Genomic DNA, 26,931 nt, shown 5'->3' on the forward strand with positions numbered 1-26,931 from the left:
GCATGCGATGCGAACTGCTCTTGGCGCATCGTAGGCGAGTCGCCGCAGGAATAAAAGTCGTGTTTTCGGATCGAATCTATCCGCCGATCCGATGGATACCACCACAACGAAGGGCCGGCGCGTGCCGGCCCTTCGCTCAGCGCCAGCTGACAGAGATGCCGCGGTGAGCCGAATGTGCCGCGAACTCGGCAATCAGATGACGGACATCGGGATCGACGAAATCGGCCCGGCTCGTATCGATGATCAGCGTCGCGCGATCAGGAATGCCCGCGAGCGCCTGCTTGAGCCGCACGCGGATAAAGCACGACACGTCCTTGCGAAAGAGCAGCAGGAATTCGTTGCCGTGACGGGCGATCGAAAACGGATGGCGCAAGTTCGGATGCAGCGCCAACACAATGCTGCAAGCCAGGCCAAGTGCGATGCCGATCAGCAAGTCCGTTGCCAGCACGCCCGCGATCGTCACGATAAACGGCGCGAGCGCATTGACGCCGCGCTTGGCCACCTCGACGAACAGCGCCGGCTTGGCAAGCTTGTAGCCCGTGGCAATCAGGATCGCGGCAAGGCACGACAACGGAATCAGGTTAAGCACGCCGCTCAACACAAACACGCTCGCGAGCAGCAGCACACCGTGGATGAACGCCGAAGCGCGTGTGCGTGCACCTGCATGCAGATTCGCCGAGCTGCGTACGATCACCGAAGTGATCGGCAACGCGCCGAGTGCGCCGGCCAGCATGTTGCCGATGCCCTGTGCCTTGAGCTCGCGATCGGCCGACGCCACGCGCTTTTGCGGGTCCATGTGTTCGATCGCCTCCAGACACAGCAGCGTCTCGAGACTGGCGACGATGGCGATCGTCGCCGCGAGACGCCAGACATCGACGCTGGCGAGCTGACGCAGATCGGGCTGTGTGAGCACACTGCCCCACGCCGCCAGCGAATCGAGCGGCACAAGGTTCACTCGATACGAGGCGGGCAGCGCGAGCCCCGGCGCGAACGCTTCGACGCCAAGCGTGACGGCAATGCCCAATGCGACCACGACGAGCGGCGCCGGCAACAGGCCCAAGAGCGGCACACGCCGCACGAGCCGGTGCTCCCATCCGAACAGTACGGCGAGCGACACGAGTGCGAGCGCCAACGCCAGCATCGAACTCGTGCCGAACGGTGTCTCCAGGAAGCCGGCCATGTACCCGGCGGGCTCGGCTCCGCCCGCGGCCGATGCCGATGCAAGGCCCATGGCGACCGGCGCTTGCTTGACGATCAACAATAGACCGATGGCGGCCAGCATGCCCTTGATGACCGATGACGGCACATAGGCGGCGAACCGTCCGGCCTTGAGCACACCGAAACAAAACTGCATCGCCCCGCCGAGCAGCAGCGCACTCAGAAAGGCAGCAAAGCCGCCGACATTCGCGATGCCCTCGACGACGATCATGATCAGGCCGGCAGCCGGCCCGCTCACGCTCAACTGTGAGCCGCTCAACAGCGAAATCACGAGCCCGCCGATGATGCCGGCGAGCAAACCGGCAAACGGCTCGACGCCTGATGCTTGAGCGATTCCCAGACACAGGGGCAGGGCCACCAAAAAGACGACCGTCCCCGAAAAGCAATCCCGCGGCAACGTTGCCGCCAGCTTGGTATCAGTCATGGCTTACCGTTGAAAAGTGAAATGGCCGCGCGTGGGCCGGAAAAGCGGCGCACCGCGGCGTCGGAAAGCGTCACATCCGCGTCGGATGGACGCCACATCGATGCGGCGCGTGTTACCGCACGGCACCGCCCGCGACGCGTATCGGCACATCTTCGCGCCGCTCGGGACGGTGCTCCGATACCAGTTGAGCAATGTCCGCGGATTCGAGCGACTCGCTGGCTTCCACTTGCTCGAACGGCAGCGCACGGATCAAACCGTCGCGAATATCGAATATCCACGCATGCACGCGTGGCCGCGGTACCGCGTCGTGCACGACAGGCGACGCGCGCAGCACACGGGCCTGCTCGAGCACGTTGAGCTCGGCGAGCCGGTTCGTGCGCTCGTCGATATCGGCAATGGCATCGAGCGCTTCGCGGTGGCGCCGCGCGAGCCAGCGCAATGGGCGAATGCGCTGCTCGACATGCGGCACGCGCTCGTTTGGTGCACCGAGCGCGGCGCGCACGCCTCCGCATCCGTAGTGCCCGCATATCACGATGTCATTCACCTTGAGCACGCACACCGCATACTCGAGCACGCTCATGGTGTTGTCGTCGTGCGGCACGAAAAGGTTCGCAATGTTTCGGTGCACGAAAAGTTCGCCGGGCCGTGCGCCCGTTACGATCTCCGCCGGCACGCGGCTATCCGAGCACCCGATCCAAAGCACTTTCGGCTCTTGTCCTTGGCTGAACCGTTCAAATAAGGCGGGGTCGCCATGAGCCGTTTCGCGCGCCCAGGCAAGGTTTTGCAAAATCATTTGCTTAGGAAAATTCATCGCTACCTCTCCAATCGGATTCGAGGACGTCAATGAACGTCATGGACACCACATGCATCCATGGTTTGAATTCTGGCGGGCGCGCGCATCGCGAACATGACGGCAAAATGATTTTGCTGTCATGTCGCAATGCTCAAATGCTCAAATCCTCAATAGCACATGGCCGGGTGAAACCGATTCAACCGGAACTTATTGAGATGGCTGCCGGTCAACTGTCGTCTCTGCTGCGAACTCAATCAACTCGGTCATCGGCATTTCACCGTGCCGGCTCTGTCGCCGTCCGCAATTCACCGGCGTATCCAGAAACAAAAATGAAGATTCTGATCGTAGAAGACGAGCCCAAAACCCGGACTTATCTGAAACAGGGGCTGATCGAAGCAGGCTTCGTTTGCGATAGCGCCGCGGACGGTGTCAGCGGCTTGCATCATTTGCAAACCGAGGAATACGACCTCGCGATTCTCGACGTCATGCTGCCTGGCAAGAACGGCTGGGCCGTCGTCGAGGAACTGCGCAAAACACATCGCACGCCCGTGCTCTTTCTGACCGCGCGCGACGATGTCGATGACCGCGTGAGAGGGCTCGAACTGGGCGGCGACGACTACCTCGTGAAGCCGTTCGACTTCGTCGAGCTGCTGGCACGCGTGCGCTCGCTGCTGCGTCGCGGGCAAGCGCTCGACACCTCGGTGCTGCGCGTCGGCGATCTCGAGCTCGATCTGATGCGGCGCAAGGCGAAACGGCAAGGCCGCACGATCTTGCTGACGGCCAAAGAGTTCGCGCTGCTGTGGTTGCTGATGCGCCGGGAGGGAGAAATTCTCACACGCTCGCTGATCGCCTCGCAAGTGTGGGACATCAATTTCAGCAGCGACACGAACGTCGTTGATGCCGCCATCCGCCGCGTGCGCGCGAAAGTCGACGACGCGTACGAACCGAAGCTGATTCATACCGTGCGTGGCATGGGCTATGTCCTCGAACAACGGGGTGCCGACGCCTCATGATCGGCAAACTCGTGCCTCGGACCATGCGCGGCCGGCTCGCGGTGCTGTTCGCGCTCTCGACGTCGATCATTCTCGCGATGAGCGGCGCATTGCTCTACGAGACGCTTGCACGTTCGATCGCGCAGTCGCTCAAACATGAAATGGACGCCACGCTCGCCGCGGCGGTGTCGCGGCTCAATACGGTCGATACGCTCGACGAACTGCGCGACGAACGCCCGGCGTCGTCATTGCTGCTGCAAGGTCACGAAGACATCGATCTGGCGGTATTCGATCAGGCGGGCAATCCGCTCGTCACGAGCCCGAATTTCATCGCAAGCCCCAATGTGCTGGCACCACCGATCGGCGGTTCGCCCGTCAGCGTGCAACATCGCGAACGTCCGATCCGCTATCTGGTGGCGGCCGCCGAAATGGCCGATAAAAAGGTGCCGAAGCTGCGCGTCGTCGTGCAACGCAACTACCGGGGAGCGCAGGCGTTCTTGCATATCTGCGCGTTGAGCGTGGTGCTTGGCGTGCTGGTGGGAACGGTGCTGGCCGCGCTCGTTGCCTATCGCATCGCCGTGTTTGCATTGAAGCCGTTGAGCCAGCTTGCGGCGCGCGCCGACGAAATCTCCGGCAACCGCCTCGCGCATCCGCTGCCCGAGGCCGGCATGGCCGACGAGCTGCGCGAATTGACGCATGCGTTCAACCGGATGCTCACGCGTCTCGACGAATCGTTCACGCGCCTCGCGCAATTTTCTTCCGACCTCGCACACGATATCCGCACGCCGCTCACGAACCTGTTGGCCCAGGCGCAAGTCGCGCTTTCGCAACCGCGTTCGGGCGAGCAATATCGGGCGGTCATCGAATCGAGCGTCGAGGAATTTCAGCGCCTGTCGCGAATGGTCGACGATATGCTTTTTCTCGCGCGCGCCGATGCCCGGCAGCGGCGCGCGCATTTTCGGCGCGTCGATGGCGAGCATGAAGCATGGCGCGTGGCACGCTACTACGAATCGATCGCCGACGATCGCGACATTACCATCAGCGTCGACGGACACTGTGCGTTCGAAGGAGACCCGCTGCTCGTGCAACGCGCGCTCAGCAATCTATTGTCGAACGCGTTCGCGCATGCACCGTCGGGCTCCGCGGTCACGATCGAATGCGGCCATGTCGACGACGTCGCAGTCATTGCGGTGACCGACGCGGGGTCCGGCATCGCTTCCGAGCACCTGCCGCGTATCTTCGACCGTTTCTATCGGCTCGATCCGGCGCGGCAAAATTCGGCTTCGGGCACGGGACTAGGCCTTGCCATCGTTAAGTCGATCATGGACGAGCATGGCGGTGAATGCCGCGTGAAAAGCGTTCCGAATGTGAAAACCACGTTCTCGCTGCGTTTTGCGCGGCCCGTGCGCGTTTGAGCATCGGGCTCGCGCATGCTTCTCTTTTGCGGCGCAACTATACTGATAGAGGTGACAGCGGTGCGGCGACGCACGGTGATACACTCGCCCCGCTCGCCGCTTGGCGCTCGCTGCTTGGCGGCCTCGAGGTCGAACCGTTTCGAACAACAGGAGGTATCCGATGGCTGAATTCAGACTTTGGTCCGACGACTTCCCCAGCAATGGCTTCATGTCGAAAGAGCAGGAATGCAGCGATAAAGCGTTCGGCGTGGACGGCCTAGGCGGCAACGTCTCGCCTGCGGTGCAGTGGGAAAACGTGCCCGAAGACGCGCAAAGCCTCGCGCTCACCGTCTACGATCCGGACGCCCCAACCGGCAGCGGGTTTTGGCATTGGGTCGTCGTCAATCTTCCGGTCGGCACACGCTCGCTGCCGCGCAACGCCGGCAAGGCCGACGCCACGCTGTTGCCAACCGGCGCGCTGCAAGTGCGCAACGACTATGGCACGCAAGGCTTCGGCGGCGCAGCGCCGCCGCGCGGAGACAAGCCGCACCGCTACATCTTCCGCCTGCATGCACTAAAGGCCGCTCAATTGCCGATCACGGCCGAGACGACGAACGCCGTCGCGCGGTTCATGATCCATCTGAACGAAATCGATTCGACCACCTACACGGGCCTTTACGAGCTCAAGTAGCGCGAAAACACGGCCGCATGCGCGCGGCATGCGGCTCGTTGCGCTCGTTGCATGCGCAACGTTATCGCCGGCAGCGGCGCCAAGCTTGCTGAAGGGTTAAACGCTTACAATGCGCTCTATCCATCGCCAAGCCGCTCGACGCCCCGTTTGCCATGCCATTGGACGCAGAACAAGGCCTTCCTACGCCCGAGCGTTATTGGGCCATCGTCGTCATTGCGTTGGGGCTCACGCTAGCCGTGCTCGACAGTGCCATTGCCAATGTCGCGTTGCCCACGATCGCGCGCGACGTGAATGCAAGCGCTGCCGCGTCGATTTGGGTCGTCAACGCCTATCAGCTTTCGATCACGATTTCCCTGTTGCCACTTGCGTCACTCGGCGACCGCATCGGCTATCGGCGCGTCTATACGGGCGGGCTCGCCGTGTTCACCGTGGCGTCGCTCGGATGCGCACTCGCAGGCTCGCTGCCGATGCTCGCCGCGGCGCGGGTGATACAAGGCTTCGGCGCGGCCGGTCTGATGAGCGTCAATACCGCGCTCGTGCGCACCATCTATCCGCCGTCGATGCTGGGCCGCGGCGTGGCGATCAACGCGATGGTCGTGGCGATTGCCTCGGCCGTGGGGCCTTCCGTGGCCTCGGCGGTGCTGGCAGTCGCGTCATGGCCGTGGCTCTTCGCCATCAACGTGCCGATCGGCATCGCAGCTATAGCCGGCGCATTCCGGGCGCTGCCCAATAACCCGGGGCACAACGCGCCCTACGATTACGCGAGCGCGATCATGAACGCGTTCGTCTTCGGGATGCTGATTTTCACGATCGATGGGCCGGCTCACGGCGAACCATTGCGGTTCGTGCTGCTGCAAGCGCTGGCAGTGGTGGTCGTCGGCTACGTGTTCGTCAAGCGGCAGTTGAAGCAAAAAGCGCCGCTGCTGCCCGTCGATTTATTGAGAATTCCGATCTTTGCACTCTCGGTGGCGACGTCGGTCTGCTCGTTTTGCGCTCAAATGCTTGCATTCGTCTCGCTGCCGTTCCTGTTTCAGAACACGTTCGGGTTCACCCAAGTCGAAACCGGGCTGCTGATTACCCCGTGGCCGTTTGCAATCGTCTTCGCCGCTCCGTTGGCCGGGGCGCTGTCGGACCGCTATTCGGCTGGCATGCTCGGCGGCATCGGCCTCATTGTGCTGACCGTGGGGCTCGTATTAATGGCGACGGTGGGCATGCATCCGGGCGCGCTCGACATTGCCTGGCGCATGGCCGTTTGCGGTGCGGGTTTTGGGCTTTTCCAGGCGCCGAACAACCGGCAAATGCTGTCCGCCGCGCCGCGCGAGCGCTCGGGCGGTGCGAGCGGCATGCTCGGCACCGCGCGGCTCACCGGCCAGACCCTCGGTGCGGCGCTCGTCGCGCTGATCTTCGGCATCGCCCCGGCGAGCGGGCCGACCCTCTGCCTCGAAGTCGGCGCGGCGTTCGCTGCCGCCGCGGCATGCGTGAGCCTATTGCGGCTCAGACAGCCGCAGCGCGCCGCCGCGTGACCGATGTTTCGGCCGAACGCCAGGCGCATGCGGGCGCACTGCTCGCGCAGGCCGGAGGCCGGAGGCCGGAGGCCAAGCCATCGAACATGCAACGGGGCGCTGGTAACGCGGACACTGAGCCGATTTCAAGCCGACGACGTCGGGCCCGTGCCGCTTACGCTCGCCGACGCGCAGCAGCGCCTACCTTAGCTTGGCCTGCGGCCGCCCATGGTCATTCGCGCGTCACTCGCTCGCGCCGTTTTCGATCACCTTGAGGTGGTTATTCACCGAGCGCACACCGGCGACTCCTTCGACGATCTCCTGCGCGCGCGTCTTGTCAGCGGCGCTCGGCACCGTGCCGGTCAGCGAAACCACGCCGCGGCGTGTCTTCACATGAACGCGCGACGCTTTCACGTCGTTCGCCGCAATCAGCTCTGCTTTGGCTTTCGTCGTTATGGTGGCGTCGCTGACATGCTCGCCGAGCGATTCGGATGCGTGCGAGGTTGGTGCCGTCCCCGACGCGGGTGGCGCACCGGTCTGAGCCGCCGAAGTAGCGGCAAAGAGCAAAGCGGCAACGGTTGCGGCGATTTTGAGTGGCTGGAACGTTTGCACGGTGTTGCCCTCCTGGGAAGATGAAAGTCTTGCTGGGATTGCGGCCGAGCCAGCGCGGCAAAGCCTGCGCATTTCGTCGGTCCGGTCCCGCTCTCGGCGACGCAATCGTCATGCCCATTGCACGGCTCCATACGAGGTTCCCGCGTCCGCTTCTACCTCGTTCGAGCAAACGAGCGCGGCGCGTTTTTTGCACTGCATCTGTAAAAGCTGCTGCTTGCAAAGCGCATGGGCCGCTCCTTGCGCCCCGCGCCGCCGCTATCGGCCGCGCAGTGCATCGCATGGTATGGGGGTTGCTTCACGGTCAATCACCACTCCCAACGGACATTGACCATGCCGCCGACTCTCGAACTGCGCAGCAAACAACACGTCGCTCTGACACCGCGCCTGCAACAATCGGTGCGACTGCTGCAGTTGTCGTCGCTGGAGTTTCAGCACGAACTGCGTCAGGCGCTCGACAACAATCCCTTTCTCGAATACGACGAGACACAGCCCGATGCCGAACTCGCACCCGATGGCACGCGGCCTATCTCAGCGTCCGCCGATGGTGGGGCATCAAACGAAACCCTCGCGCCCGCCGAAGCGACCGACAGCTTCGAGGGCGTGGCCACTTCGGATGCGCCCGCGACGACGGCCAACGACGAGCAGAGCGGCGAACTCTCGCAGGACTGGTCACTGCGCCCTGCCTCTCGGCACAACGGCGACTCCGGCGACGTCGATCCAGGTGCGTGGGCCCACGCTCAACTGTCGATGCATGAGCATCTGCACAATCTGCTGCATCTTTATCCACTCAATGAGCGAGACCACGCAGCCGCGCAGGTCGTCATCGAAGCACTCGATGACGACGGCTATCTGCGCGAACCCCTCGACGAACTCGCGGCCTCGTTCGAGGCAGACCCGCCCGTCACCGAGGACGAACTGCGCGTCGCACTTCGGCTCGTGCAAACGCTCGATCGGCCTGGCGTGGGCGCGCGCTCGCTGGCCGAATGCCTGAGCCTGCAACTCGATGCTCTGCCCACTGATACGCCAGGGCGCACTGTCGCGCGCGAGCTTGTCGAGCATCACCTGGAGCGGCTCGCGCGCCGCGAACATGCAGAACTGCAAAAGCAGCTAGGCTGCTCGGCGGAGGCGCTGCGCACCGCCTGCGCGCTCGTGCGCCGGCTCGATCCGAAGCCGGGCGAGCACTATGCGCGAAGTGACGACAACTATGTGATTCCCGACGTGCTGGTCCGCAAGGTGCAAAACCGTTGGGTAGCGACGATCAATCCGGCTGTCCTGCCGCGTGCGCGCATTCACCGCGTCTATGCGGAGCTTTTCGCGCAATCGTCCGGCGGCAGCGGCTCGCCGCTCGCGCAGCAGTTGCAAGAAGCGCGCTGGCTGCTACGCAATGCCGAGCAGCGCTTCACGACAATCCAACGTGTCGCGCAATGCATCGTCTCGTATCAGAAGGCATTCTTCGATTACGGCGAGATCGCACTGAAGCCACTTGTGCTGAGCAAACTCGCGGATGAACTCGGCTTGCACGAATCGACGGTTTCTCGTGCGTCGAGCAACAAGTATATGGCCACCCCGCGCGGCATTTTTGAATTCCGGCACTTCTTTCCGCGCGAACTCGCCACCGAGACGGGTGGACGCTGCTCGGCTGCGGCCGTGCGAGCGCTGATCAAGGAGATGATCGAACAGGAAGATCCGCGCAATCCGCTGTCCGATGTGACGCTTGCCAAGATGCTCACGCACGAAGGCATGATCGTGGCACGGCGTACCGTCGCGAAATATCGGAATCTGCTGAAGCTGCCGCCCGCGCAGTTGCGGCGGCAAGGCTGAGGCTGAGGCTGAGGCTGAGGCTGAGGCTGAGGCTGAGGCTGATGGCTGAGGGCACCGCCGGCACACAAGCCCCTAAACACAACGGCGGGCCGCTCATTGTCGAGCGGCCCGCCGTCGTTTATGTTTTATGTTTCCGAAGGCCTTAGCTTTTAGTTAGTACTACTTATGATATTCCGAACGATATGCCACACGTGCCGGCCGTTCGACGGGATAGTGAAACGGTAACGGCACGTCGACGCGGCTCATTTCGGCCAACTCCACTGCGCGGCGCGCAGCGGACGCCACGGTGCTCACGCGACGCAAATCGCCGAGGAACGCATCGCGCCATATCGACAAATCGTTCGCTCGCAATTGCGTCATCATGTCCGCGTGGCGCGCCCGGCGCTCGTCGAGCGGCATCGATAACGCGCGCGCGAGCGCATCAGCCATCTGCACGAGATCGAACGGATTGACGATGAGTGCTCCGGGCAATTGCTCGGCTGCGCCGGCAAACTGCGACAAGACGAGCACGCCGGGATCTTGCGGGTCTTGCGACGCAACGTATTCCTTGGCCACCAGATTCATGCCGTCTCGCAGTGGCGTCACGTAGCCAACCTGCGAGAGGCGGAACAACGCCATCAGCACGTTGCGCTCGTATTTGCGGTTCAGGTATTGGATCGGGGTCCAATCCATTTGCGCAAATCGTCCATTGATGCGGCCCGCTTCGCCTTCCAGCGTTTGGCGAATCCGTTGATAGGTTTGCACATCAGAGCGCGTGGGCGGCGCAATCTGCACGAGCGAGACCTTGCCCTGCCATTGCGGCGAATCGGCCAGCAACCGCTCGAAGGCCTGAAAGCGTTCGACGAGTCCTTTCGAATAATCGAGCCTGTCGACGCTCATGATCAGCCTGCGCTCCCGCGTCGCTTCGCGCAGCGCGGTGACCGGCTTGCGGTCGGTGTACTGCTCGGCGGCCTTCGCGATAGCGTCGGGATAGATGCCAATAGGATAAGCGCCGACTTTCAACATGCGGTCAAAGGCGTGCAGCATGCCGTCGTCGCTATGCATGCCGAATCCGCCGCGCTCGATGTAGTCGACAAACGACTGACAGTCCGCGTGCGTTTGAAAACCCACCACGTCGAAGCTGCACATCGCCTTGATGAGTTCCTCGTGCGGCGGCACCGTGCGCAGCATCTCGGGCACAGGAAACGGGATATGAAGGAAAAAGCCGATCGGATTGGTCACGCCGATTTCACGCAGCGCAGCGGCAAACGGCAGTAGATGATAGTCGTGCACCCAGACGATATCGTCGGGCGCGAGCAGGGTCTTGAGCTGCTTCGCAAGCGACGCATTCACGCGCAAATAGCCGGCATATTCCTGGCGGTCATAGTGCGAGAGGTCGGTGCGATAGTGGAACGTCGGCCACAAGGTGGCGTTGGAAAATCCTCTGTAGTACTGATCATAATCGCGCCGCGTGAGGCCAACCGTCACATAGGTGACGTTGCCCTGCCGCTCGAACGCCGGTCCTTCGCTTTGATTGACAATCTCGCCGCTCCATCCAAACCACACGCCCCCCGTTTCCTTCAACGCATCGAGCACGCCGATCGCGAGCCCGCCTGCGGCCGGACGGCCCTCTTGCACCGGCGCGACCCGGTTCGATACCACGATAAGTCTGCTCATGTGGCTTTACCTCTTCGGATTCGCTTTACGCTTTTACGCTTGGCGACGATCGTCGCTGCATTTCACGGGAGGCAAGTCCCGTGCCGTCATGCGTCCCGATACATTCGGCGCGAGAACAGACCTGCGGCCTGCAGCCGCAAAAAAAATGAGTCAGCGCTCCTACACACTGCGCGAAAGGGCGGCTCAGGCGTCCTGCTCCGCACCGAGATCGCGCTGATAATCGAGCCCTTCCGGGCGCACGCCGCCCTGATTGTATGCACCGTCAGGCGGCGCATTCGGTGCAATACGATTTTGCGCGGACGGATCGTGTGGCGGCGGCGTGACGGCCGTGCCGGTCGACTTTGCTTCGCGCTTCGAATTGTGGCGTGGCGAGCGCCGCAACGCAGGATGTCTCATCAAATGCCTCCGATGGAAGGCGCGCCCCGTAGGGCGACGTCAGGACCTGCTGAAACGTCAACATTCACAGTCTAGGATGCAACCGCTCGTTTCGCGCGGTAACAATTGCGCCGATTTTGTAACCCATACACTGGCGCATTCGACTGATCATTGCGCAGCGTTTGGCAGGCACCGCGCTAATGCGTCGTATAGGGCAACTCGGGCGGCGGATCGCCGATGGGCGGCTCGGGTGGGCCAGGAGGCTCGCGCTCGGGCTCGGGATGAGGGCTCGGCGGGTCTCGGGTCGGTGGCGGGCCTGGCGGATCGGGCTCCGGCGTATGAGCTAAAAGAGCGAAAAGAACGAAAGGCGACTCGCGGCTTGATGCGTGCATCGGACGTTCCTCGTTCGACCGAAGTCGACTGATGTGGGCAATGCAGGGCGGCGAGAGGCCGCCCACACGCGATATGAACGAGCAATCGCTTTGCCCGTCGCATTGATCATCCCTTGCCAATCAGTTGCCCGCGGCCTGCTCGCCAGCCGTATCTGCTTCCCCCGCCGCTTTGCCACCGTCCTCGTTGTACTCGACGAGGCGGTTATAAAGTGTCTTCAAGCTGATGCCGAGAATTTCGGCGGCACGCGTTTTCACGCCGCCGCACTGCTCGAGCGTCGCGAGGATCAGTTGGCGATCGGCCACCGCGAGCGATGTGCCGAATGGAATCGTCACGGCCGTGCCGGTAGAGGGCTTCGACAGCGATATTTGCAGCGGCACAGCCGCGGTCGTATTCGAATCGGCGCTGGCCATGATGAAAGCGCGCTGCACGTAGTTCTTGAGTTCGCGCACGTTGCCGGGCCATGGATACGACAACAGCATCTCTTTCGCACCGGGCGGAAACTGCTTGTGCACGCTGTGCCGTTCGTTGAGTTCGTCGAGAAATGCCTGAGCGAGCAGCCACACATCGTTACCGCGTTCGCGCAGCGGCGGCAAACTGATTGGAAAGACATTGAGCCGGTGATAGAGATCGAGCCGAAGTTTGCCTTCGAGCACTGCCTCCTCCGGGTCCCGGTTGGTCGCCGCAATCACGCGCACGTCGGTTTCGATTTCCTTCGTCGTGCCCACGCGCATGAACATCCCCGTCTCGAGCACGCGCAGGAATTTCACCTGCAGCTCAGCCGGCATTTCAGTGATTTCATCGAGAAAGATGGTGCCGCTGTTGGCGCGCTCGAAATACCCCTTGTGTTGGCGATCGGCGCCCGTGAACGAACCGCGCTCATGGCCGAACATCTCCGACTCGATCAAATTCGGCGATATCGCGCCGCAGTTGACGGCAAGAAAAGAGTGCTTGCGGCGCAAGCTGAGTTCATGAATGGTCTGAGCAGCCACTTCCTTGCCGGTGCCTGACTCACCGACGAGCAGCACCGACGCGGCCGTCGGCGCCACGCGACCGATCTGATCATAGACCGATTGCATCGCGGGCGAGCTGCCCAGCATGAACCCGAAGCGCCCCATGCGGCGCAATTCGCCGCGCAGCGTGCCGATCTGCGCCTTGAGGTCGCCTGCGCGCGGCAGCCGATCGAGCAACGCCTTCACGCGCTGCATGTTGATCGGTTTGACGAGGTAGTCGGAGGCGCCCATCTTCAGCGCCGAAACAGCCGACTCGACAGTGGCGTGCCCGGTGATAACAACGATCTCGACACCCGAGCGTGGGTCGAGGTCCTCAAAAAGATCGACACCGCTGCCATCGGGCAATTGCAGATCGGTGAACACAACGTCCGGCGTTTGCCGCACGAGCTGGATACGGGCTTCGCGCAAATCGCCAGCCGTTGCCGTGGTCAAGCCGTCTTCCGCGATGATTGCTACAAGCGCTTCGCGCGTTTGCGGGTCGTCGTCAACTATCAGCACATGTGGCATCGGGTTCTGTGTTCATTCAGTTATTTGAATTCAGGATAGGAAGGAAACACGGAACACGCACGCGCTGGCGTGTGTATGCGCCAGTGCGCGCTATCGTGCCCGTAGGCGCTCGCCGCCGCAACCCATGCAGGTTGCGGGCATGCTCAGCTATGCGGAAAACGCCATGCGTCGCGCGTGCCGCCGACGTGAGCGCGGCCGTTCGGAACAGCGCAGGGCAAAACGTCGCCCGGCGAAACGTCGCCCGGCGAAACGTCGCCGACCGACGCTTCGACAGGGGCCGCCTGAGCGGTGCTCGCCAGCGCGCCGCCTTCGGCTTCCCAGCGATTGAGTTCGTTACTGAGCCGCGCCTGCGACGCGCGATGTTTCTGTGCCCAGCGCCACGCGATTACTCCTCCCACCGCGACCAGCGCGCCAAAGATGCCGATTCTGGGACGAGCCATCTGATCCCCCTAGCATTCTTGCTCGAAATGAAAAAATAGGCGTGCACGTGCACATTGGTTCGGATCAACTGCATCGCAGCAAGTTCCCCTGTGCGAGGCACTTTATTTAGCAGTTTCCATGCCAGAAAAAAACGGTTGAACGAAGCAAGGTGTAAGCTTGCGTCGGCGTGGTTAAATAACAGTTTGCAACCATCAGAGCCAACGCGTCGGCAACGGCCTTCGGGCGGGAAGTCGGCGTACGACGAGATTGACAAGACTGCGACCCATGGCGGTAACAAGCGATTCCGATACTGCGGCGGCAGCGCCTGACAACGGCGCCGAGCCACGCAACGACAACGGCTTGCCAAGCGAGCTCGCATCGTACGGCATGTTGTATGGCTCGTCGCCGGCGATGCTCGAGCTGTACGAACAAATCGAGCGCGTGGCGGTAACCGATGCGACCGTGCTGGTGGTCGGCGAATCGGGCACGGGCAAAGAACTGGTTGCGCGCACGATTCACGATCGCAGCGCGCGCAGTGGCGGGCCGTTCGTTGCGGTCAACTGCGGCGCGATTCCGGACAATCTAATCGAAGCGGAGCTCTTCGGCCACGAGCGCGGCAGCTTCACCGGTGCCGTGCAGGGCCGGGCCGGTTATTTCGAACATGCCAACGGCGGCACGCTGTTTCTCGACGAAGTCACCGAGATGATGCCGGTGCGGCAAGTCAAGCTGCTGCGCGCGCTCGAAACGGGCACGTTCTATCGCGTCGGCGGCACGGAATTGATGCGAAGCGATGTGCGCGTGGTCGCGGCAACGAACCGCGACCCGATGGTCGCCGTGAAGGAAAACGGCCTGCGTGAAGATCTGATGTATCGGCTCGCGGTGTTTCCGCTGCGGGCGCCGCCGCTGCGCGAGCGCGACGGGGATCGCGAGTTGCTTGCGCAACATTTTTTGGCTGAGCTCAACGCGCAGGAGAATACCGCCAAGACATTCAGCAAGCGCGCGCGGGAAACGCTGCGCACGTATTCATGGCCCGGCAATGTGCGTGAATTGAAAAACAGCGTGTATCGCGCATTCATCCTGGCCGAGAAGACGGTGGAAATCGAGCACCCTCGCCTTGCCGCGCGCTCGAAAAAGGCGGTGACGCAGGGCGATGCGATGAGTATCTGGGTCGGCACGCCGCTCGCCGAAGCGCAGCGGCAGATCATACTCGGCACGCTCAAGTTCTGCGGGGGCGACAAGCGCCGGGCAGCCAAGGCGCTCGGCGTGAGCCTCAAGACGCTCTATAACCGCCTCGGTGCGTACGAGGACGAGGGCGATATGCCGCGCAGCGAAGCCTAGCGTGCCCCGCATGCGCGCACGGCCGTAGCGTCAGGACTCGACGTCCTCGAGGCTGAAGATCTCCGTCTGATCGTTGTACGAGAAGATCTCGGCGTAGCGGCCCCAGTTGATGACGGCGTCCAGTGTTTCCTCGGCAGCGCTATCCGAGAGAAAATCTTCGAGTTCCTGTTCGAAGCGCACGCGGGGCGCGCGATGGCCAGGCCGCTCGTTGAGCACCTTCTTGATACGCGCAGCCAGCGGCACATGCCGCAGCAAATGCTCGGCGAACATCATCTTGCGCTCTTGCGTGCCGAATTCCGCAAATACGCGCGCGGGCGGTGTCAGGAAAATATCGCCCTCGCGCACATCGGTGAAGCCAAGGTGCTGCAGCACTTCGGCGATCGGAAACAGATCATCCACCTCCAGATGCAGCGTCCGCGCGATTTCCGGCATGTCGGCGCGGCCATGGTAAGGCGGCGCCGCCAGCGTTTCGATCAGGCCCGCCATCAGGTTAGTCGACACGCTCGGCAGCCAACTGCCGAGTTCGATGCCCTTTTTGGTCGACTCGTCCGTGCGGCGGGCCGTCATCTTCGCGTAGATCTCGTCCACCAGACGTTTGAATGCGGGATCGAGCCGGTTGCGCGGGTGCGCGAACGGCACCTTGATTTCGGCTATCACGCGCCCCGGGTTGGACGACAGCACGAGAATGCGGTCGCACATGAACACCGCCTCTTCGATGTTGTGCGTCACGATCAGCATCGATTTGATCGGCATGCGCCGCTGCGTCCAGAGATCGAGCAGGTCGGTACGCAGCGTTTCTGCCGTAAGCACATCAAGCGCGGAGAACGGCTCGTCCATCAGCAGCAGCGTCGGGTCGACAACGAGCGCGCGCGCAAAACCGACGCGCTGACGCATGCCGCCCGAGAGCTCGCGCGGATATGCGTTTTCGAAACCGTCGAGGCCGATCAGGTCGATTGCCGCGAGCGCGCGCTCGCGCCGCTCGCGCGCGGCGACACCTTGCGCCTCGAGCCCGGCTTCCACGTTTTGCAGCACCGTCAGCCACGGAAAGAGTGCAAACGTCTGGAACACCATCGCGACGCCTTCGGCCGGACCGGCCAGCGGCTTGCCGAGATAGTCGACGTGGCCCGCCGTCGGTTCGATAAGGCCCGCGATGATACGCAACAGCGTTGATTTGCCCGAGCCCGAGCGCCCGAGCATGCCGACGATCTCCCCTTCCCGCAGCGACAGGTTGACGTTATCGAGCACGAGCAGCTCGCCTTGCGCTTTGGCAAAGCCGCGACGGACCTCCCTGACGTCGAGGACTTGCTCGCCGAGACGCGGCGCGGCGCTCAGTTCAGCTTTCGGATTTTGCATTGCGCTTCACTTTTCGCTTCACTTTTCGATTGGCTCATCGATCTTGCAACGATCAGTCGAGCCGCAGCTTCGCTTCGGCATACGCGTAAAGCGGCCGCCAGAGCATACGATTGAACAACGTCACGAACAGGGACATGACGGCGATGCCGAGAATGATCTTCGGAAAGTCGCCAGCCGCCGTCATCTGCGCCACATACGCGCCGAGGCCGTGCGCCACGAGTCGCGTATCGCCCCACTGCACGGCCTCGGCTACGATGCTCGCGTTCCACGCGCCACCCGACGCCGTAATGGCACCCGTCACGTAATAAGGGAAAATGCCCGGCAGCATGACCTGACGCCACCACTGCCAGCCACGAATGCGGAAGTTGGTGGCCGCTTCGCGGTAATCGTTCGGGTAGGCGCTGGCGCCCGCAATCACGTTAAAGAGGATATACCACTGCGTCCCGAGCACGATCAGCGGTGAGAGCCAGATGTCGGGATTCAGATGAAACCGCACGATGACGATGACAAAGACGGGAAAGAGCAGATTCGCCGGAAAGGCCGCCAGGAACTGTGCGAGCGGCTGAACCTTTTCGGCCACGGCCGGGCGCAGGCCGATCAGCACGCCGACCGGCACCCAGATCAACGATGACAGCGCAATGAGCAATGCCACGCGCAAAAGCGTGATGAAGCCGAGCACGAACACGTGTCCGACCTCCTCGATCGTCACACCGGTGCGAACGTAGGCAACGACGCGCGCTACGACGTAAAGCGTCGCCACGATCAAAATCACGGCCCAGGCAACGTCCACCGCCCGCGAGCTTCGCTTGCGCTTTTGCGCACGCGGCCATGGAAGGCGTATGCGTGCCGTCAACGGCACGCGCAGCGGCACGCGGGCGAGTTTGGCGAAGAGCCAGCCAGCCGGCACGAGCAGTTGATGAATGAGTCGCGTGCGCCGCACGAGATCGAGCAGCCACGATTCGGGCGCGTCGCCCGAGCTCGTCGTCTCCATGCGGAATTTGTCGGCCCAGGCAACGAGCGGCCTAAACATCAATTGATCGTAGGCAAGAATCACGATCGACATCGTCAGAATGACCCAGCCGACCGCGACGAGGTTGCGCTCGGAGATAGCCTGTGCAAGATACGAGCCGATCCCAGGCAGCGTAATCGTGTTGTTGCCGACGGTGATGGCCTCCGATGCGACGACGAAGAACCATCCGCCCGACATCGACATCATCATGTTCCACACGAGCCCCGGCATGGAAAACGGCACATCGAGCTTCCAAAACCGTTGCCAGGCAGTCAGATGAAAGCCGCGCGAGACTTCGTCGAGATCGCGCGGCACCGTGCGCATCGACTGGTAAAAGCTGAACGTCATGTTCCATGCCTGGCTCGTGAAGATCGCGAAGATCGCCGCTAGCTCCGCGCCGAGCACCCGACCTGGAAAGAGCGCCAGAAAGAACGTCACGGTAAAAGAAATGTAGCCGAGCACGGGCACCGACTGCAGGATGTCGAGAATCGGCACCAGCACGAGCCCCGCCCGCCGGCTTTTCGCCGCGAGCGTGCCGTAGGCGAGCGTAAAGGCGAACGAGGCCACGATGGCCGCCAGCATCCGCAGCGTCGTGCGAAGCGCATACTCGGGCAAGTTCGCCGGATCGAGCGATATGCCTTGCGTCTTGAGCGTCGAGATAGGCGCCATCGTCTCGTGAAAGCCGATGGCGGCAATCGCAATCAGACAGATAATGAGCGGAAAGGCGACAAAATCCCAACGGTTCGGCAACAGCCGCCAAGCCGATGCATTCGCGGTGCGGTTCAGGTTGAAGCCGAAGTCCATCAGCCCTCCCTGCCCGGCCGTGGCGATCCGCCGACCGGACGGGCATGGCCGTCAAGCGCCGTGCGCCAACGCGAGCCGGTGTGCCGGAGGCGCGTGCACGCAACGCCGAAAGAGCCGGAAATATGGAATAAGTGCATGGGACGCAAATGGGTGCTGTAATTCGTTGACTGCGATGGCCGATGACGATCGATGGTGGCCAATCGCGCGGCGGCCCTGTTTTTAGTCTTTGCGACGGCAAGACACTACTACAGACTGTGTTTCAGGCACAACCGCAGCTAGGGAAACACTGATTTATGAGGCTCGGCGGTCATCGCAAAGGTAGCCGAGGACGTTGTAGAAAGAGGCTCACGGAAGGGATCCCAGGACGATGAAGCGGCAGATCGGTTTTGCAGAAGCGGAAAGCAAAGGCGCGAAGCGCATAACCAAGCGGCAACGCTTTCTGGCGGAGATGGAGAAGCTTGTTCCGTGGCCACGTTTGCTGTCGGCCATCGAGCCGTACTATCCGAAGGGCAAGCGAGGCCGACCGCCGATTGGCTTGGAACGTATGCTGCGGATCTACTTCCTGCAACAGTGGTACGGGCTGTCGGACGAAGGGTTGGAAGACGCGCTGTACGACAGCATCGCAATGCGTGCGTTTGCCGGCATCGATCTGGCGGTCGAGGACGTGCCGGATGCAACCACCTTGTTGAAGTTCCGCCGCCTGCTGGTCGAACACAATTTGACTCGCAAACTGTTCGACGAGATCGGCATTTCGCTGTGCGAACGCGGGTTGCTGATGAAGGAAGGCACCTTGGTCGATGCGAGGATTATCGAAGCACCACCGTCGACCAAGAACGCCGAGAACAGCCGCGATCCCGAGATGCATCAAACGAAGAAGGGCAACGAATGGCACTTCGGCATGAAGGCGCACATCGGCGTTGATGCCGACTCGGGCCTGGTGCATAGCCTGGTGGGTACATCGGCCAACGTATCGGACGTATCGCAAGCCCATGCTTTGTTGCACGGGCACGAACAGGAGGCGTTCGGCGATGCCGGCTACACCGGCGTTGAAAAACGCGACGAGATGCACGCCAACCCGGTGCAATGGCGCGTGGCTATCAAGCGTGGGAAGATCAAGGCAATGCGAGACGGTGCGCTCAAGGACCTGCTGATCCAGGTCGAGCGTACCAAGGCGCAGATTCGCGCACGGGTCGAGCATCCGTTTCATATCGTCAAAAATCTGTTCCGCCATCGCAAGGTCCGCTACAGAGGTCTAGCCAAGAACACGGCGCAACTGCTTAGTCTCTTCGCCTTGGCCAACTTGGTGATCGCGAAGAACCGGCTGCGCTCGATACATGGGGAAAGTCCGTCATGTGCATGAAAAACGCGAGCAGTTGGCCTGTATTCGAGCAAAACTCACCCCGATCACAACAAAATTCGTTCGCCGTTCTGACGCTTGCAAACTGATTCGTCGCAAGCGCTCGCGGCGAACACATAAATCAGTGTTTCCCTAGGGGAATGTGTGACCACCCTTGTAACGACGCCGATGCTGACGCTTATGACCACTGCTGCCCCGCCTTCTTTGCCTTCCCGCTGCGTGGGCCATTCAGAATGTATCGCGCGCGCCGATAATATGTACACGGTGAGCCGTTGGCGCGTCCGGCACGGCGCGCGCGGCGGCCGGCAAAGGGCGTAGGGAGTCGATGGAACAAGCAACATTGCACCGGATAGTCGTCGCGGCAGGCATTGCGGCGGTTACGGCCGTATGCTGGATTGTTGCCGGCATCGTGGCCGACCACTCGAGCGCGCGCCAGCTCGAGGACGCGGTGCGTAACCAATGGCAGCTTTCGCTCGCCACGGCAGACAATATTGCCCAGACAGTCGCCAGCGACCTCTCGATGGCGCGCGCCATCCCCGCCACGCTGGCCGAAACGAGCACGATCCAGCAGATGCTGGCGCGCTCGCGCGATTATGCCGCGAAGCGGCCCCAAGGGGAACCCGCGCGGCGAGACCAACTGCTGAGCGTGCCCGAATTCAAAGAAGCCGACGCATTCCTGCACGAAGCGCGCGGCCTCGCCGGACTGGACAACATTTGGCTCGTCGACACGCAGGGTATTTGTGTGGCTTCCAGCAATGCGTTCGAGCCGCTTTCGTTCGTGGGCGTCGACATTTCGTCGCGCCGCTATGTTCAGGAGGCCTTGCTTGGCTCGCCCAGCCAAATGTACGCTGTCGGCCGCCGTAGCGGCGAAAATGGTATTTATATCTCGGCGCCGGTCTATGACGACGGCATCCTGGTCGGCCTGATCGTCGCGAAAATTGCGCTGCGCCGGCTGCGGCACTGGGTGGCGGCTCCGGGCTCGTTCGTCGCCGATGAAAACGGTGTAATCGTCATTGCAAACGACCGTCGGCTCGAGGGATACCGCCTGCCGGGCGCACGCGTGACCAGCATGGACGCGGCCGAACGCTACGACGACTATCGCCACATAACCTTTCCCGTGCTCAACATCGTGCCGCTCCCGGCAACGATACGGCGCGAGGCGCGCTGGGTGCCGCCGGTGCTCGCCAATCAGATGGTCAAGCTCCGTGCCACAGACCTGCCAGCACTCTATACGACGCGCGGTGGTATCAACTCGGGCTTCTCGGCCCATCTGCTCGCGCCCATTTCCATGTGGCCCCATATGGTCAGCGATAACCGCAACATGCGCGCACAGACGTTCGCCCTGCTGGCGGGCGCGCTGCTGCTGGTGGGCACAATCGCGGCTTCGTACCACCGCGAAAAACGCCACCATCAGGAGGCGCGGCGGCTTGCTGGGCAATTGCAGGCCACCAACGCGCTGCTTTGCGCCGAGGCGCGCGACGACGCACTCACGGGCGCGCTCTCGCGCCGCTATTTTTTGAACCTACTGCAAACGGAGATCGATATCGCCCGGGCGCGAGGCGCACCGCTTTGCTTGGCGCTTGCCGATCTCGATCACTTCAAGCAGATCAACGACCGCTTCGGCCATACCGTCGGCGATCGCGCGCTCGAGCATTTTGTCGACAGTTGCCGGCTCGCGGTCCGCGCGGACGACGCCATCGGACGGCTCGGTGGAGAAGAGTTCGCCGTCTTGCTGCCGATGACTTCGCTCGACGACGGGCTGGCCATTGCCGAGCGCCTGCGCGACGCACTTAAGGCGCATCGTTCGGAGCGGTTGCCAGAGGAGGTCTCGCTGCGCGTGAGCATCGGCGTGACGGACCTCGCGCCGAACGATACGCTCGAGCGCATCATCAGCCGCGCCGACCGCGCGCTTTACTTGGCGAAGTCGGCCGGCCGCGACTGCGTGAAGGTATTGGCGGGATATAGCGACCTGTCAGGCGACGCTCAGCCGAGCACTGTCTCCGTGCTTCGCTGAGGGCAGCTGCGCTGCGCGCGCTTGCATTCGCAGTGACCAGCTCGGCCGAATGGCCAGTCATCTGCGCCTTGTCGAATAGACCGGGTATCATCGGCTTTCACGGCGAGAAGCCACCGTTCGATCTACCTGGAGGTTCGCATGAAGGGCAATCTGGTCATCGTCTGTCGCGACCAGGACGCGGATGCGTTCGATCATCTCATGGCCGAGTACGGCGCGTATCAGACCCGGCTGTCGTCGACCGCGTGGTACCTCAAGCTCGAGGCTGAACCCGAGAGTGTGCAGGAAGACATCTTGACCAAGCTCGGGAAATATACGACGCACTACATTTTCGGCGCCGACAGCGTCACCTACAACACGGTGGATAGCGAAGCAGCCTCCGCGCTCGATACGCTCTTCACCGATTAGCCGCCCTACGCAGCCGCGTGCGCCGGCGTCTCCCTCGGGAACGTCATCGCCACGCGAAGGCCGCCGCTTGGCGCATTGCCGATGTCGCACTCGCCGCCGAGGCGGCGCACGAGCCGCTCCACGATGGCGAGGCCGAGGCCGCTATGGCCATTGCCGCCGCGGGCCGGATCAAGCCGCACGAACGGCCGGCTTGCGTCGATCAGGTCTTGCGGCGCGATGCCGTTGCCATGATCGCTCACCGTCAGTTCGAAGCCGTCCGCGGTGCGCACCGTTTCGATGGTGACGGGCGGCGCACCGTAGGCGTGTGCATTGTCGAGCAAATTGGAAAGAATGCGCTCGAGCGTCGCGGTCGGCAGACAAAAGCCGGGCCCCGCCGAGAGGCGCGTCTGTACGGGCGGCGCGGCCGGATACACCGCGCGGTAAGTGCGTGCGATGCGCTCGCATTGGGCGTCCACGTCGACCCGCTCGCTCGTGTCCACGGCGTCATGCGCAAACGCGAGAAACTGATCGACGATGTGCGTCATGGAGTCGACATCGCGTACGACGCCATCGCGCAACTTGAAGTCGTCCATCATTTCAGCGCGCAGCCGCATGCGGGCGAGCGGCGTGCGCAGATCGTGGGCGATGCCGGCCAACATCACGGCGCGGTCGTTATCGGCGCGCGAGACTTCCCGCACCATTTGGTTGAACCCATGCGTGAGCGCGCGCAGCTCGCGCGGGCCGCGTTCGGGCACCGGCGGCACGGGCTGGCCGCGGCCGAAACGGGCGACCGCGTGGGCGAGCGCCGACAGCGGCTGTTGCAGCCGCCAGGCAACGAATAGTGCGCACATGACCGCTGCCGCGAAGATCGTGGCCAGCCAGATAACCATGCGATCGAGCGGGCGCGGCGGATGCAATGCAAGCATCGGCACGACGATCCAGCGCGGGTCCCCCGCCTCGTGCACCCACAGCGTGGGCGGGCGCCCCGGCACGCCGATGCGCACCTGCGAGCCCGGCGGCATGCGCTCGCGAAAGTCTTCGACGAAGCGCTCGAGCCCGGCCGGCAAATCGTGCCGCTGCGGCGGCACTTCCGGGCTGGCAAGATCGATCATCCGTACCCGTGAAGGCAACGGCTGGTTGGGGGCTCGGATGATGTGCTCGCGCACGGCCTCGACCAGGAACACGGCTTCTTCCACCGCGTAGCGCGCCTGGGAATGACTACGCTCGACGCGGATCAGCACGAACCAGGCGAAATGCGAAATCAGCAGCACCGCGACAACGAGCAGCGCCAGTCGTCCGAACAGCGTGTCAATTGGCCGACGCATTGGGCTCGCCGTTCGGCACGAACACATACCCGCGGCCGCGCACGGTCTGCACGAAGCGCGGTGCCGACGGGTCCGATTCCAGAATGCGGCGCAGCCGCCAGACTTGCACGTCGATGCCGCGGTCCGTGCCGTCGTACTCCGGACCATGCAGGAGTTCGAGCAAGCGCTCGCGCGTGAGCGTGCGCATCGGGTGGTTGACGAAGATCTTGAGCAGCGCGAATTCGCTGCCCGACAACGTGAGCGGACGGCCGTCCATGTTCAGCGTGCGCGTTTCGAAGTCGAGCACAAACCGGCCAAACGGGAACGGCGCGCGTTGCTCCGGGGCCGCCGACGGCACGGTGCGACGCCGACGCAGCACGGCCTGCACGCGCGCCAGCAACTCGCGCGGGTTGAACGGCTTGCCGAGATAGTCGTCCGCACCCAGCTCGAGGCCGACGATGCGGTCGACGTCGTCCGCGCGGGCGGTCAACATGATGACGGGGATATCGTCGCCCGATGCGCGCAACTGGCGCAGGGCCGTGAGCCCGTCGACGCCCGGCATCATCAAATCGAGCACGATCAGATCGGGGCGCTCGCGCTCGAGCCGACGCTCGAGCGAGGCCGCGTCGTGTAGCACGGACACTTCGATGCCCTGCCGTACGAGGTACTCGCGCAGCAGATCGCGCAGTTCGGCGTCGTCGTCGACGATGAGAATTTGGGTAGCCATGGCGCGAAGTTTAACGCGAGCGTCGCGCCCGCGTGGGGCCGTCGCAGCCGAAAGGGTTACGGAACGTTACGGTGAAAGCTGTGCGTAATTGCGCGTAACGTGCGCCTGTCGCCGCGTAACACGCGCGAGGGCGGCCGGGACTAGCCTTCACTCACCGATCGGAGCGCCGCGTTGCCGGCGCCTTCGGATCGAGTGCAATGTTTTCTGGAAATCGGAGTAGGAATGTCAGCCACCCAACACCCCCTCCACAGATCCGTACGTGCGGAATTACCGCATACGGCTCCTGCCTTGGGTCGTAACGATCAGACGTTGGCTCGGGTACGGGTGGCAGATGTGAGCGAGAGGGAGCCAGTGCGCTGCAAGGCGAGTCATTCGCGCCCAGGTGAGGCTACGGGTCTGACTGCGGCGACGCAAGGTGCGATACCACAGCCGGGTCAAATGATGGCGGAACTGACCGATGCGCGTGCCGTTACGGGGCACCCCGAAGTAGCGCGTATGTCCGGTCACCACCGCCCGCAGGTAACGTCCCTGTTCCGCGATGGACCGGTGCATACGCCGGCGCAGTTCCTCCTTCACCGCCTCAAGCTTGGCTCGCATGCGCTTCGCGCTTGTGAGCCGCAACACCGCGAATCCACCTTTACGGGTCTTCCCGCAGCAATGCGTGAAGCCCAGGAACTCGAAGGTCTGCGGCTTGCCTGCCCCCCTGCGGCTGGAGTTCTTTCGGGCGAACCGCCCGAACTCGATCAGCCGCGTCTTGCTCTCGTGCAGTTTCAAACCGAAGTGGGCCAGTCGTTCGGTCACCTCGCGCTGGAAGCGCTCGGCATCCCTCAGGTGCTGGAACCCCGCGACCCAATCGTCGGCATACCGCACGACGATCACTTCGCCCTCGGCGTGACGCGCACGCCACTGCTTCACCCACAGATCGAATGCATAGTGCAGGTAGATGTTCGACAACAGCGGCGAGATGCTTCCGCCCTGAACTGTACCTACCTCGCTGCGCGTCAACCTGCCCTCTTCCAGCACACCAGCGTGCAGCCATTTCTTGATGAGCCGCACCACCCGTGTGTCAGCCACCCGGTGCTCGATGAATCTGATCAGCCAGTCGTGATCGATTGTGTCGTAGAACTTGCTGATGTCGGCATCGAGTATCCAGTTCACCCGCCGTCTTTCTACACCCACGCTCACGGCATCCAGCGCGTTGTGCGCGCTTTTGCCGGGACGAAAGCCGTAGCTGAACCCAACGAAGTCCTGCTCGTAGATTGCGTTGAGCACCTCGACTGTGGCGAGTTGGACCAGCTTGTCCTCCAGCGCCGGCACGCCCAGCGGGCGTTTGCTCCCGTCGGCCTTGTCGATGTACACGCGCCTCACAGGCTGGGGCCGGTAAGCCCCTCGGGCCAGCCGCGCCGAGAGATCCAGAAGCCGGGCTTCAAGGTCCTCTCCGTACGACTGCCACGTCTGGCCGTCCACCCCGGCAGCCGCCTTACGCTCCAACGCAAAGTAGGCTCCCCGCAGACGTTCGACCGCGTAGATGTGTTGCATGAGGGTGGTGAACTTCGCACCCGGTCGGCCTTTGGCCGTCTGTCGTATGCCGTCGAGCGCCGTTCCCATGTCATAGGTCCGCATCGATCTGCGGGACATGTGCGCCGCAACAGCATTGCCCTTGGCCTGCCGCCTTCCCTCCACCGCCTCCGCCGTCGTGGGAGTTTCACCCTCGACCTTGTTCGGCGGCTTCCCAGGTACTACGCAGCAGTCCGACTTCCCACGCCCGTGGCTCATCGTCGTACGCCCTCAGGCTTCACGATGCGCACTGCGGCCGACGCTTCCCAGCGAGACGCAGTAGAGCGCGGGACCTCCCGGTTCCCATGCAAAGTGTATCCGCGCGTGCGCGGGGTCTCTGACCGCGCGGGGTCCGAGGCTGCCTCGCCCATGCGGCAGCCCCAGTGTGGCCTTCGGCACTTCTCCACTGCCTCGGCATCCCGGTCAACCCGTAGCTCTCGCCACGGGGCATCTATTTCGCGGCTCAATACCCGGCCCGCGCGTACCCCTGTCAACGCTTCGCCTGCACCCTTACGGGTACACGCGCATGACTCGGGGCCGCCGTGGCTGGCTAGGCCTTCAACGTATGACTCTTTCATTCACAACACTTTGCCGGTTTTTACCGGCGCACGGAGAAGTTCGATGAATCCGATCTTTAGCAGATCGTCCCGTTACTTGGCTGTTGCGGCTACCGCGCTTGCCGTGACGTTTGGCGCGGCGTACGCGGCCGACGAGGCTATGCCCCCGGGCGGTCCGGGTGGCTGGCATGGCCACGGTCAACAAATGATGGCCCGGCTAGACGCGCTGCATACGCAGTTGAAGCTCACGCCAGAGCAAGAGCAGAAGTGGCAAGCTGCCCTTACGACGATGAAACAGGACCGCGAAACCGAGCACGCGAACCACGAAAAGATGCATCGGCAATTCGCGGCGGCCCAGCAGCAGCCGATCCTCGATCTTGATGCGTTGCATGCGGCGCACCGGCAAATCAGTCAGCAAAATGAGCAACTGCGCGAGCAAACGGCCACGACTTGGCTTGCCTTTTACGACAGTTTGAACGACCAGCAAAAGACGACTGTCAGCACTGAGCTCAAGCAGCATTTCTCGATGATGGCCGCACGGCACGGCAAGATGCATCGGTTCTGGGAGAAGGAGCATGGCGCGGCGGCCGATGGCAAGCCGATGCCTCAGTAAGCCAGCCCTTTCGCACCGGCGGCGCTGCGTGCGCCGCCGGTTTACCGCCTCTGCGTACCGTTCACTTCTCCCCCGATCTTCCCCCCACGCGTCACCCGAGGGTTCG

General features: G+C 62.8%; 22 protein-coding genes. 10 read left to right on the plus strand and 12 right to left on the minus strand.

The features are described 5' to 3' along the window. Positions 1–136: 136 nt before the first annotated feature. A complete protein-coding gene (locus ACSQ20_RS15035) occupies positions 137–1,642 on the minus strand; it encodes a SulP family inorganic anion transporter (protein ID WP_436021250.1) in 1,506 nt (501 codons plus the stop codon). A gap of 112 nt (positions 1,643–1,754) precedes the next feature. Next, entirely contained in the window at positions 1,755–2,453 is a 699-nt protein-coding gene (locus ACSQ20_RS15040) for a carbonic anhydrase (RefSeq protein ID WP_436021252.1), read from the minus strand. Between the two features lie 311 nt (positions 2,454–2,764). On the opposite strand from ACSQ20_RS15040, the gene irlR reads away from it, so the two are divergent. The 4 genes from irlR (at position 2,765) to ACSQ20_RS15060 (ending at position 7,035) form a co-directional block, all read left to right on the plus strand. Continuing rightward, entirely contained in the window at positions 2,765–3,448 is a 684-nt protein-coding gene (gene irlR, locus ACSQ20_RS15045; RefSeq protein ID WP_436021254.1) for a heavy metal response regulator transcription factor IrlR, read from the plus strand. After that, complete coding sequence (locus ACSQ20_RS15050; RefSeq protein ID WP_436021256.1) at positions 3,445–4,842, plus strand: heavy metal sensor histidine kinase; 1,398 nt, start codon at positions 3,445–3,447, stop codon at positions 4,840–4,842. Before irlR ends, ACSQ20_RS15050 begins: the two co-directional genes overlap by 4 nt. A 160-nt stretch (positions 4,843–5,002) precedes the next feature. Beyond that, positions 5,003–5,512: a YbhB/YbcL family Raf kinase inhibitor-like protein gene (locus ACSQ20_RS15055; RefSeq protein WP_436021258.1), complete on the plus strand. Its 510-nt coding sequence runs from the start codon at positions 5,003–5,005 to the stop codon at positions 5,510–5,512. 152 nt (positions 5,513–5,664) lie between these two features. Next, positions 5,665–7,035, plus strand: coding sequence for an MFS transporter (locus ACSQ20_RS15060; protein ID WP_436021260.1), 1,371 nt, complete (start codon positions 5,665–5,667; stop codon positions 7,033–7,035). A 222-nt stretch (positions 7,036–7,257) separates the two neighbouring features. On the opposite strand, the gene ACSQ20_RS15065 is transcribed toward ACSQ20_RS15060, so the two are convergent. Next, a complete protein-coding gene (locus tag ACSQ20_RS15065; protein WP_436021262.1) occupies positions 7,258–7,626 on the minus strand; it encodes a BON domain-containing protein in 369 nt (122 codons plus the stop codon). 330 nt (positions 7,627–7,956) lie between these two features. Here ACSQ20_RS15065 and ACSQ20_RS15070 point away from each other — a divergent pair, with 330 nt between their 5' ends. After that, positions 7,957–9,447 (plus strand): RNA polymerase factor sigma-54, encoded by a 1,491-nt coding sequence (locus ACSQ20_RS15070; protein ID WP_436021264.1) that lies wholly within the window; start codon positions 7,957–7,959, stop codon positions 9,445–9,447. 159 nt (positions 9,448–9,606) lie between these two features. Here ACSQ20_RS15070 and otsA read toward each other — a convergent pair whose 3' ends face one another. The 4 genes from otsA to ACSQ20_RS15090 form a co-directional block, all read right to left on the minus strand. After that, entirely contained in the window at positions 9,607–11,103 is a 1,497-nt protein-coding gene (gene otsA / locus ACSQ20_RS15075) for an alpha,alpha-trehalose-phosphate synthase (UDP-forming) (RefSeq protein ID WP_436021266.1), read from the minus strand. A gap of 183 nt (positions 11,104–11,286) precedes the next feature. Continuing rightward, positions 11,287–11,499, minus strand: a complete 213-nt coding sequence (locus tag ACSQ20_RS15080) for a hypothetical protein (RefSeq protein ID WP_436021268.1) — start codon at positions 11,497–11,499, stop codon at positions 11,287–11,289. 491 nt (positions 11,500–11,990) lie between these two features. Then, a complete protein-coding gene (locus ACSQ20_RS15085) occupies positions 11,991–13,388 on the minus strand; it encodes a sigma-54-dependent transcriptional regulator (protein ID WP_436021270.1) in 1,398 nt (465 codons plus the stop codon). Positions 13,389–13,531: 143 nt separating this feature from the next. Continuing rightward, entirely contained in the window at positions 13,532–13,828 is a 297-nt protein-coding gene (locus tag ACSQ20_RS15090) for a hypothetical protein (protein ID WP_436021272.1), read from the minus strand. 265 nt (positions 13,829–14,093) lie between these two features. On the opposite strand from ACSQ20_RS15090, the gene ACSQ20_RS15095 reads away from it, so the two are divergent. After that, positions 14,094–15,146, plus strand: a complete 1,053-nt coding sequence (locus ACSQ20_RS15095; protein WP_436021274.1) for a sigma-54 interaction domain-containing protein — start codon at positions 14,094–14,096, stop codon at positions 15,144–15,146. 30 nt (positions 15,147–15,176) lie between these two features. Here ACSQ20_RS15095 and ACSQ20_RS15100 read toward each other — a convergent pair whose 3' ends face one another. Then, positions 15,177–16,499, minus strand: coding sequence for an ABC transporter ATP-binding protein (locus ACSQ20_RS15100; RefSeq protein WP_436021276.1), 1,323 nt, complete (start codon positions 16,497–16,499; stop codon positions 15,177–15,179). Between the two features lie 52 nt (positions 16,500–16,551). After that, positions 16,552–18,312, minus strand: a complete 1,761-nt coding sequence (locus tag ACSQ20_RS15105; RefSeq protein WP_436021278.1) for an ABC transporter permease — start codon at positions 18,310–18,312, stop codon at positions 16,552–16,554. A gap of 367 nt (positions 18,313–18,679) precedes the next feature. Here ACSQ20_RS15105 and ACSQ20_RS15110 point away from each other — a divergent pair, with 367 nt between their 5' ends. The 3 genes from ACSQ20_RS15110 to ACSQ20_RS15120 all read left to right on the plus strand — a co-directional run bounded on the left by ACSQ20_RS15110 (position 18,680) and on the right by ACSQ20_RS15120 (position 22,088). Beyond that, the gene (locus ACSQ20_RS15110) at positions 18,680–19,672 is read left to right on the plus strand and encodes an IS5 family transposase (RefSeq protein WP_436021280.1); all 993 of its coding nucleotides are present in this window, start codon (positions 18,680–18,682) and stop codon (positions 19,670–19,672) included. A 322-nt stretch (positions 19,673–19,994) separates the two neighbouring features. Further along, positions 19,995–21,683: a diguanylate cyclase gene (locus tag ACSQ20_RS15115; RefSeq protein ID WP_436021282.1), complete on the plus strand. Its 1,689-nt coding sequence runs from the start codon at positions 19,995–19,997 to the stop codon at positions 21,681–21,683. Between the two features lie 138 nt (positions 21,684–21,821). Beyond that, positions 21,822–22,088, plus strand: a complete 267-nt coding sequence (locus tag ACSQ20_RS15120; RefSeq protein WP_436021284.1) for a double-stranded DNA-specific endonuclease — start codon at positions 21,822–21,824, stop codon at positions 22,086–22,088. A 5-nt stretch (positions 22,089–22,093) separates the two neighbouring features. Here ACSQ20_RS15120 and ACSQ20_RS15125 read toward each other — a convergent pair whose 3' ends face one another. The 3 genes from ACSQ20_RS15125 to ltrA form a co-directional block, all read right to left on the minus strand. Next, on the minus strand, positions 22,094–23,392 hold the full coding sequence (locus tag ACSQ20_RS15125) for an ATP-binding protein (protein ID WP_436021286.1): 1,299 nt from the start codon (positions 23,390–23,392) through the stop codon (positions 22,094–22,096). After that, positions 23,376–24,098 (minus strand): response regulator, encoded by a 723-nt coding sequence (locus ACSQ20_RS15130; protein WP_436021288.1) that lies wholly within the window; start codon positions 24,096–24,098, stop codon positions 23,376–23,378. Before ACSQ20_RS15130 ends, ACSQ20_RS15125 begins: the two co-directional genes overlap by 17 nt. Before the next feature lie 267 nt (positions 24,099–24,365). Beyond that, positions 24,366–25,706: a group II intron reverse transcriptase/maturase gene (ltrA, locus tag ACSQ20_RS15135; protein WP_436021290.1), complete on the minus strand. Its 1,341-nt coding sequence runs from the start codon at positions 25,704–25,706 to the stop codon at positions 24,366–24,368. Positions 25,707–26,276: 570 nt separating this feature from the next. On the opposite strand from ltrA, the gene ACSQ20_RS15140 reads away from it, so the two are divergent. Continuing rightward, positions 26,277–26,825 carry a periplasmic heavy metal sensor gene (locus tag ACSQ20_RS15140; RefSeq protein WP_436021292.1) on the plus strand — a complete coding sequence of 183 codons (549 nt, stop codon included), beginning with the start codon at positions 26,277–26,279 and terminating at the stop codon, positions 26,823–26,825. The last annotated feature ends 106 nt before the right edge of the window (positions 26,826–26,931 follow it).

It is taken from the genome of Trinickia sp. LjRoot230 (assembly GCF_964253315.1).
GTDB lineage: Bacteria > Pseudomonadota > Gammaproteobacteria > Burkholderiales > Burkholderiaceae > Trinickia.

Bases quoted from the DNA above. Each gene is read 5' to 3' on its own strand.
- ACSQ20_RS15105 (WP_436021278.1), bottom strand. From the start codon at position 18,312: ATGGACTTCGGCTTCAACCTGAACCGCACCGCGAATGCATCGGCTTGG.
- ACSQ20_RS15110 (WP_436021280.1), top strand. From the start codon at position 18,680: ATGAAGCGGCAGATCGGTTTTGCAGAAGCGGAAAGCAAAGGCGCGAAG.
- ACSQ20_RS15050 (WP_436021256.1), top strand. From the start codon at position 3,445: ATGATCGGCAAACTCGTGCCTCGGACCATGCGCGGCCGGCTCGCGGTG.
- ACSQ20_RS15130 (WP_436021288.1), bottom strand. From the start codon at position 24,098: ATGGCTACCCAAATTCTCATCGTCGACGACGACGCCGAACTGCGCGAT.
- ACSQ20_RS15120 (WP_436021284.1), top strand. From the start codon at position 21,822: ATGAAGGGCAATCTGGTCATCGTCTGTCGCGACCAGGACGCGGATGCG.
- otsA (WP_436021266.1), bottom strand. From the start codon at position 11,103: ATGAGCAGACTTATCGTGGTATCGAACCGGGTCGCGCCGGTGCAAGAG.
- ACSQ20_RS15085 (WP_436021270.1), bottom strand. From the start codon at position 13,388: ATGCCACATGTGCTGATAGTTGACGACGACCCGCAAACGCGCGAAGCG.
- ACSQ20_RS15070 (WP_436021264.1), top strand. From the start codon at position 7,957: ATGCCGCCGACTCTCGAACTGCGCAGCAAACAACACGTCGCTCTGACA.
- ACSQ20_RS15140 (WP_436021292.1), top strand. From the start codon at position 26,277: ATGAATCCGATCTTTAGCAGATCGTCCCGTTACTTGGCTGTTGCGGCT.
- ACSQ20_RS15100 (WP_436021276.1), bottom strand. From the start codon at position 16,499: ATGCAAAATCCGAAAGCTGAACTGAGCGCCGCGCCGCGTCTCGGCGAG.
- ACSQ20_RS15125 (WP_436021286.1), bottom strand. From the start codon at position 23,392: ATGCGTCGGCCAATTGACACGCTGTTCGGACGACTGGCGCTGCTCGTT.
- ACSQ20_RS15055 (WP_436021258.1), top strand. From the start codon at position 5,003: ATGGCTGAATTCAGACTTTGGTCCGACGACTTCCCCAGCAATGGCTTC.
- ACSQ20_RS15035 (WP_436021250.1), bottom strand. From the start codon at position 1,642: ATGACTGATACCAAGCTGGCGGCAACGTTGCCGCGGGATTGCTTTTCG.
- ACSQ20_RS15040 (WP_436021252.1), bottom strand. From the start codon at position 2,453: ATGAATTTTCCTAAGCAAATGATTTTGCAAAACCTTGCCTGGGCGCGC.
- ACSQ20_RS15095 (WP_436021274.1), top strand. From the start codon at position 14,094: ATGGCGGTAACAAGCGATTCCGATACTGCGGCGGCAGCGCCTGACAAC.
- ACSQ20_RS15115 (WP_436021282.1), top strand. From the start codon at position 19,995: ATGGAACAAGCAACATTGCACCGGATAGTCGTCGCGGCAGGCATTGCG.
- ltrA (WP_436021290.1), bottom strand. From the start codon at position 25,706: ATGGGAACGGCGCTCGACGGCATACGACAGACGGCCAAAGGCCGACCG.
- ACSQ20_RS15080 (WP_436021268.1), bottom strand. From the start codon at position 11,499: ATGAGACATCCTGCGTTGCGGCGCTCGCCACGCCACAATTCGAAGCGC.
- ACSQ20_RS15060 (WP_436021260.1), top strand. From the start codon at position 5,665: ATGCCATTGGACGCAGAACAAGGCCTTCCTACGCCCGAGCGTTATTGG.
- irlR (WP_436021254.1), top strand. From the start codon at position 2,765: ATGAAGATTCTGATCGTAGAAGACGAGCCCAAAACCCGGACTTATCTG.
- ACSQ20_RS15090 (WP_436021272.1), bottom strand. From the start codon at position 13,828: ATGGCTCGTCCCAGAATCGGCATCTTTGGCGCGCTGGTCGCGGTGGGA.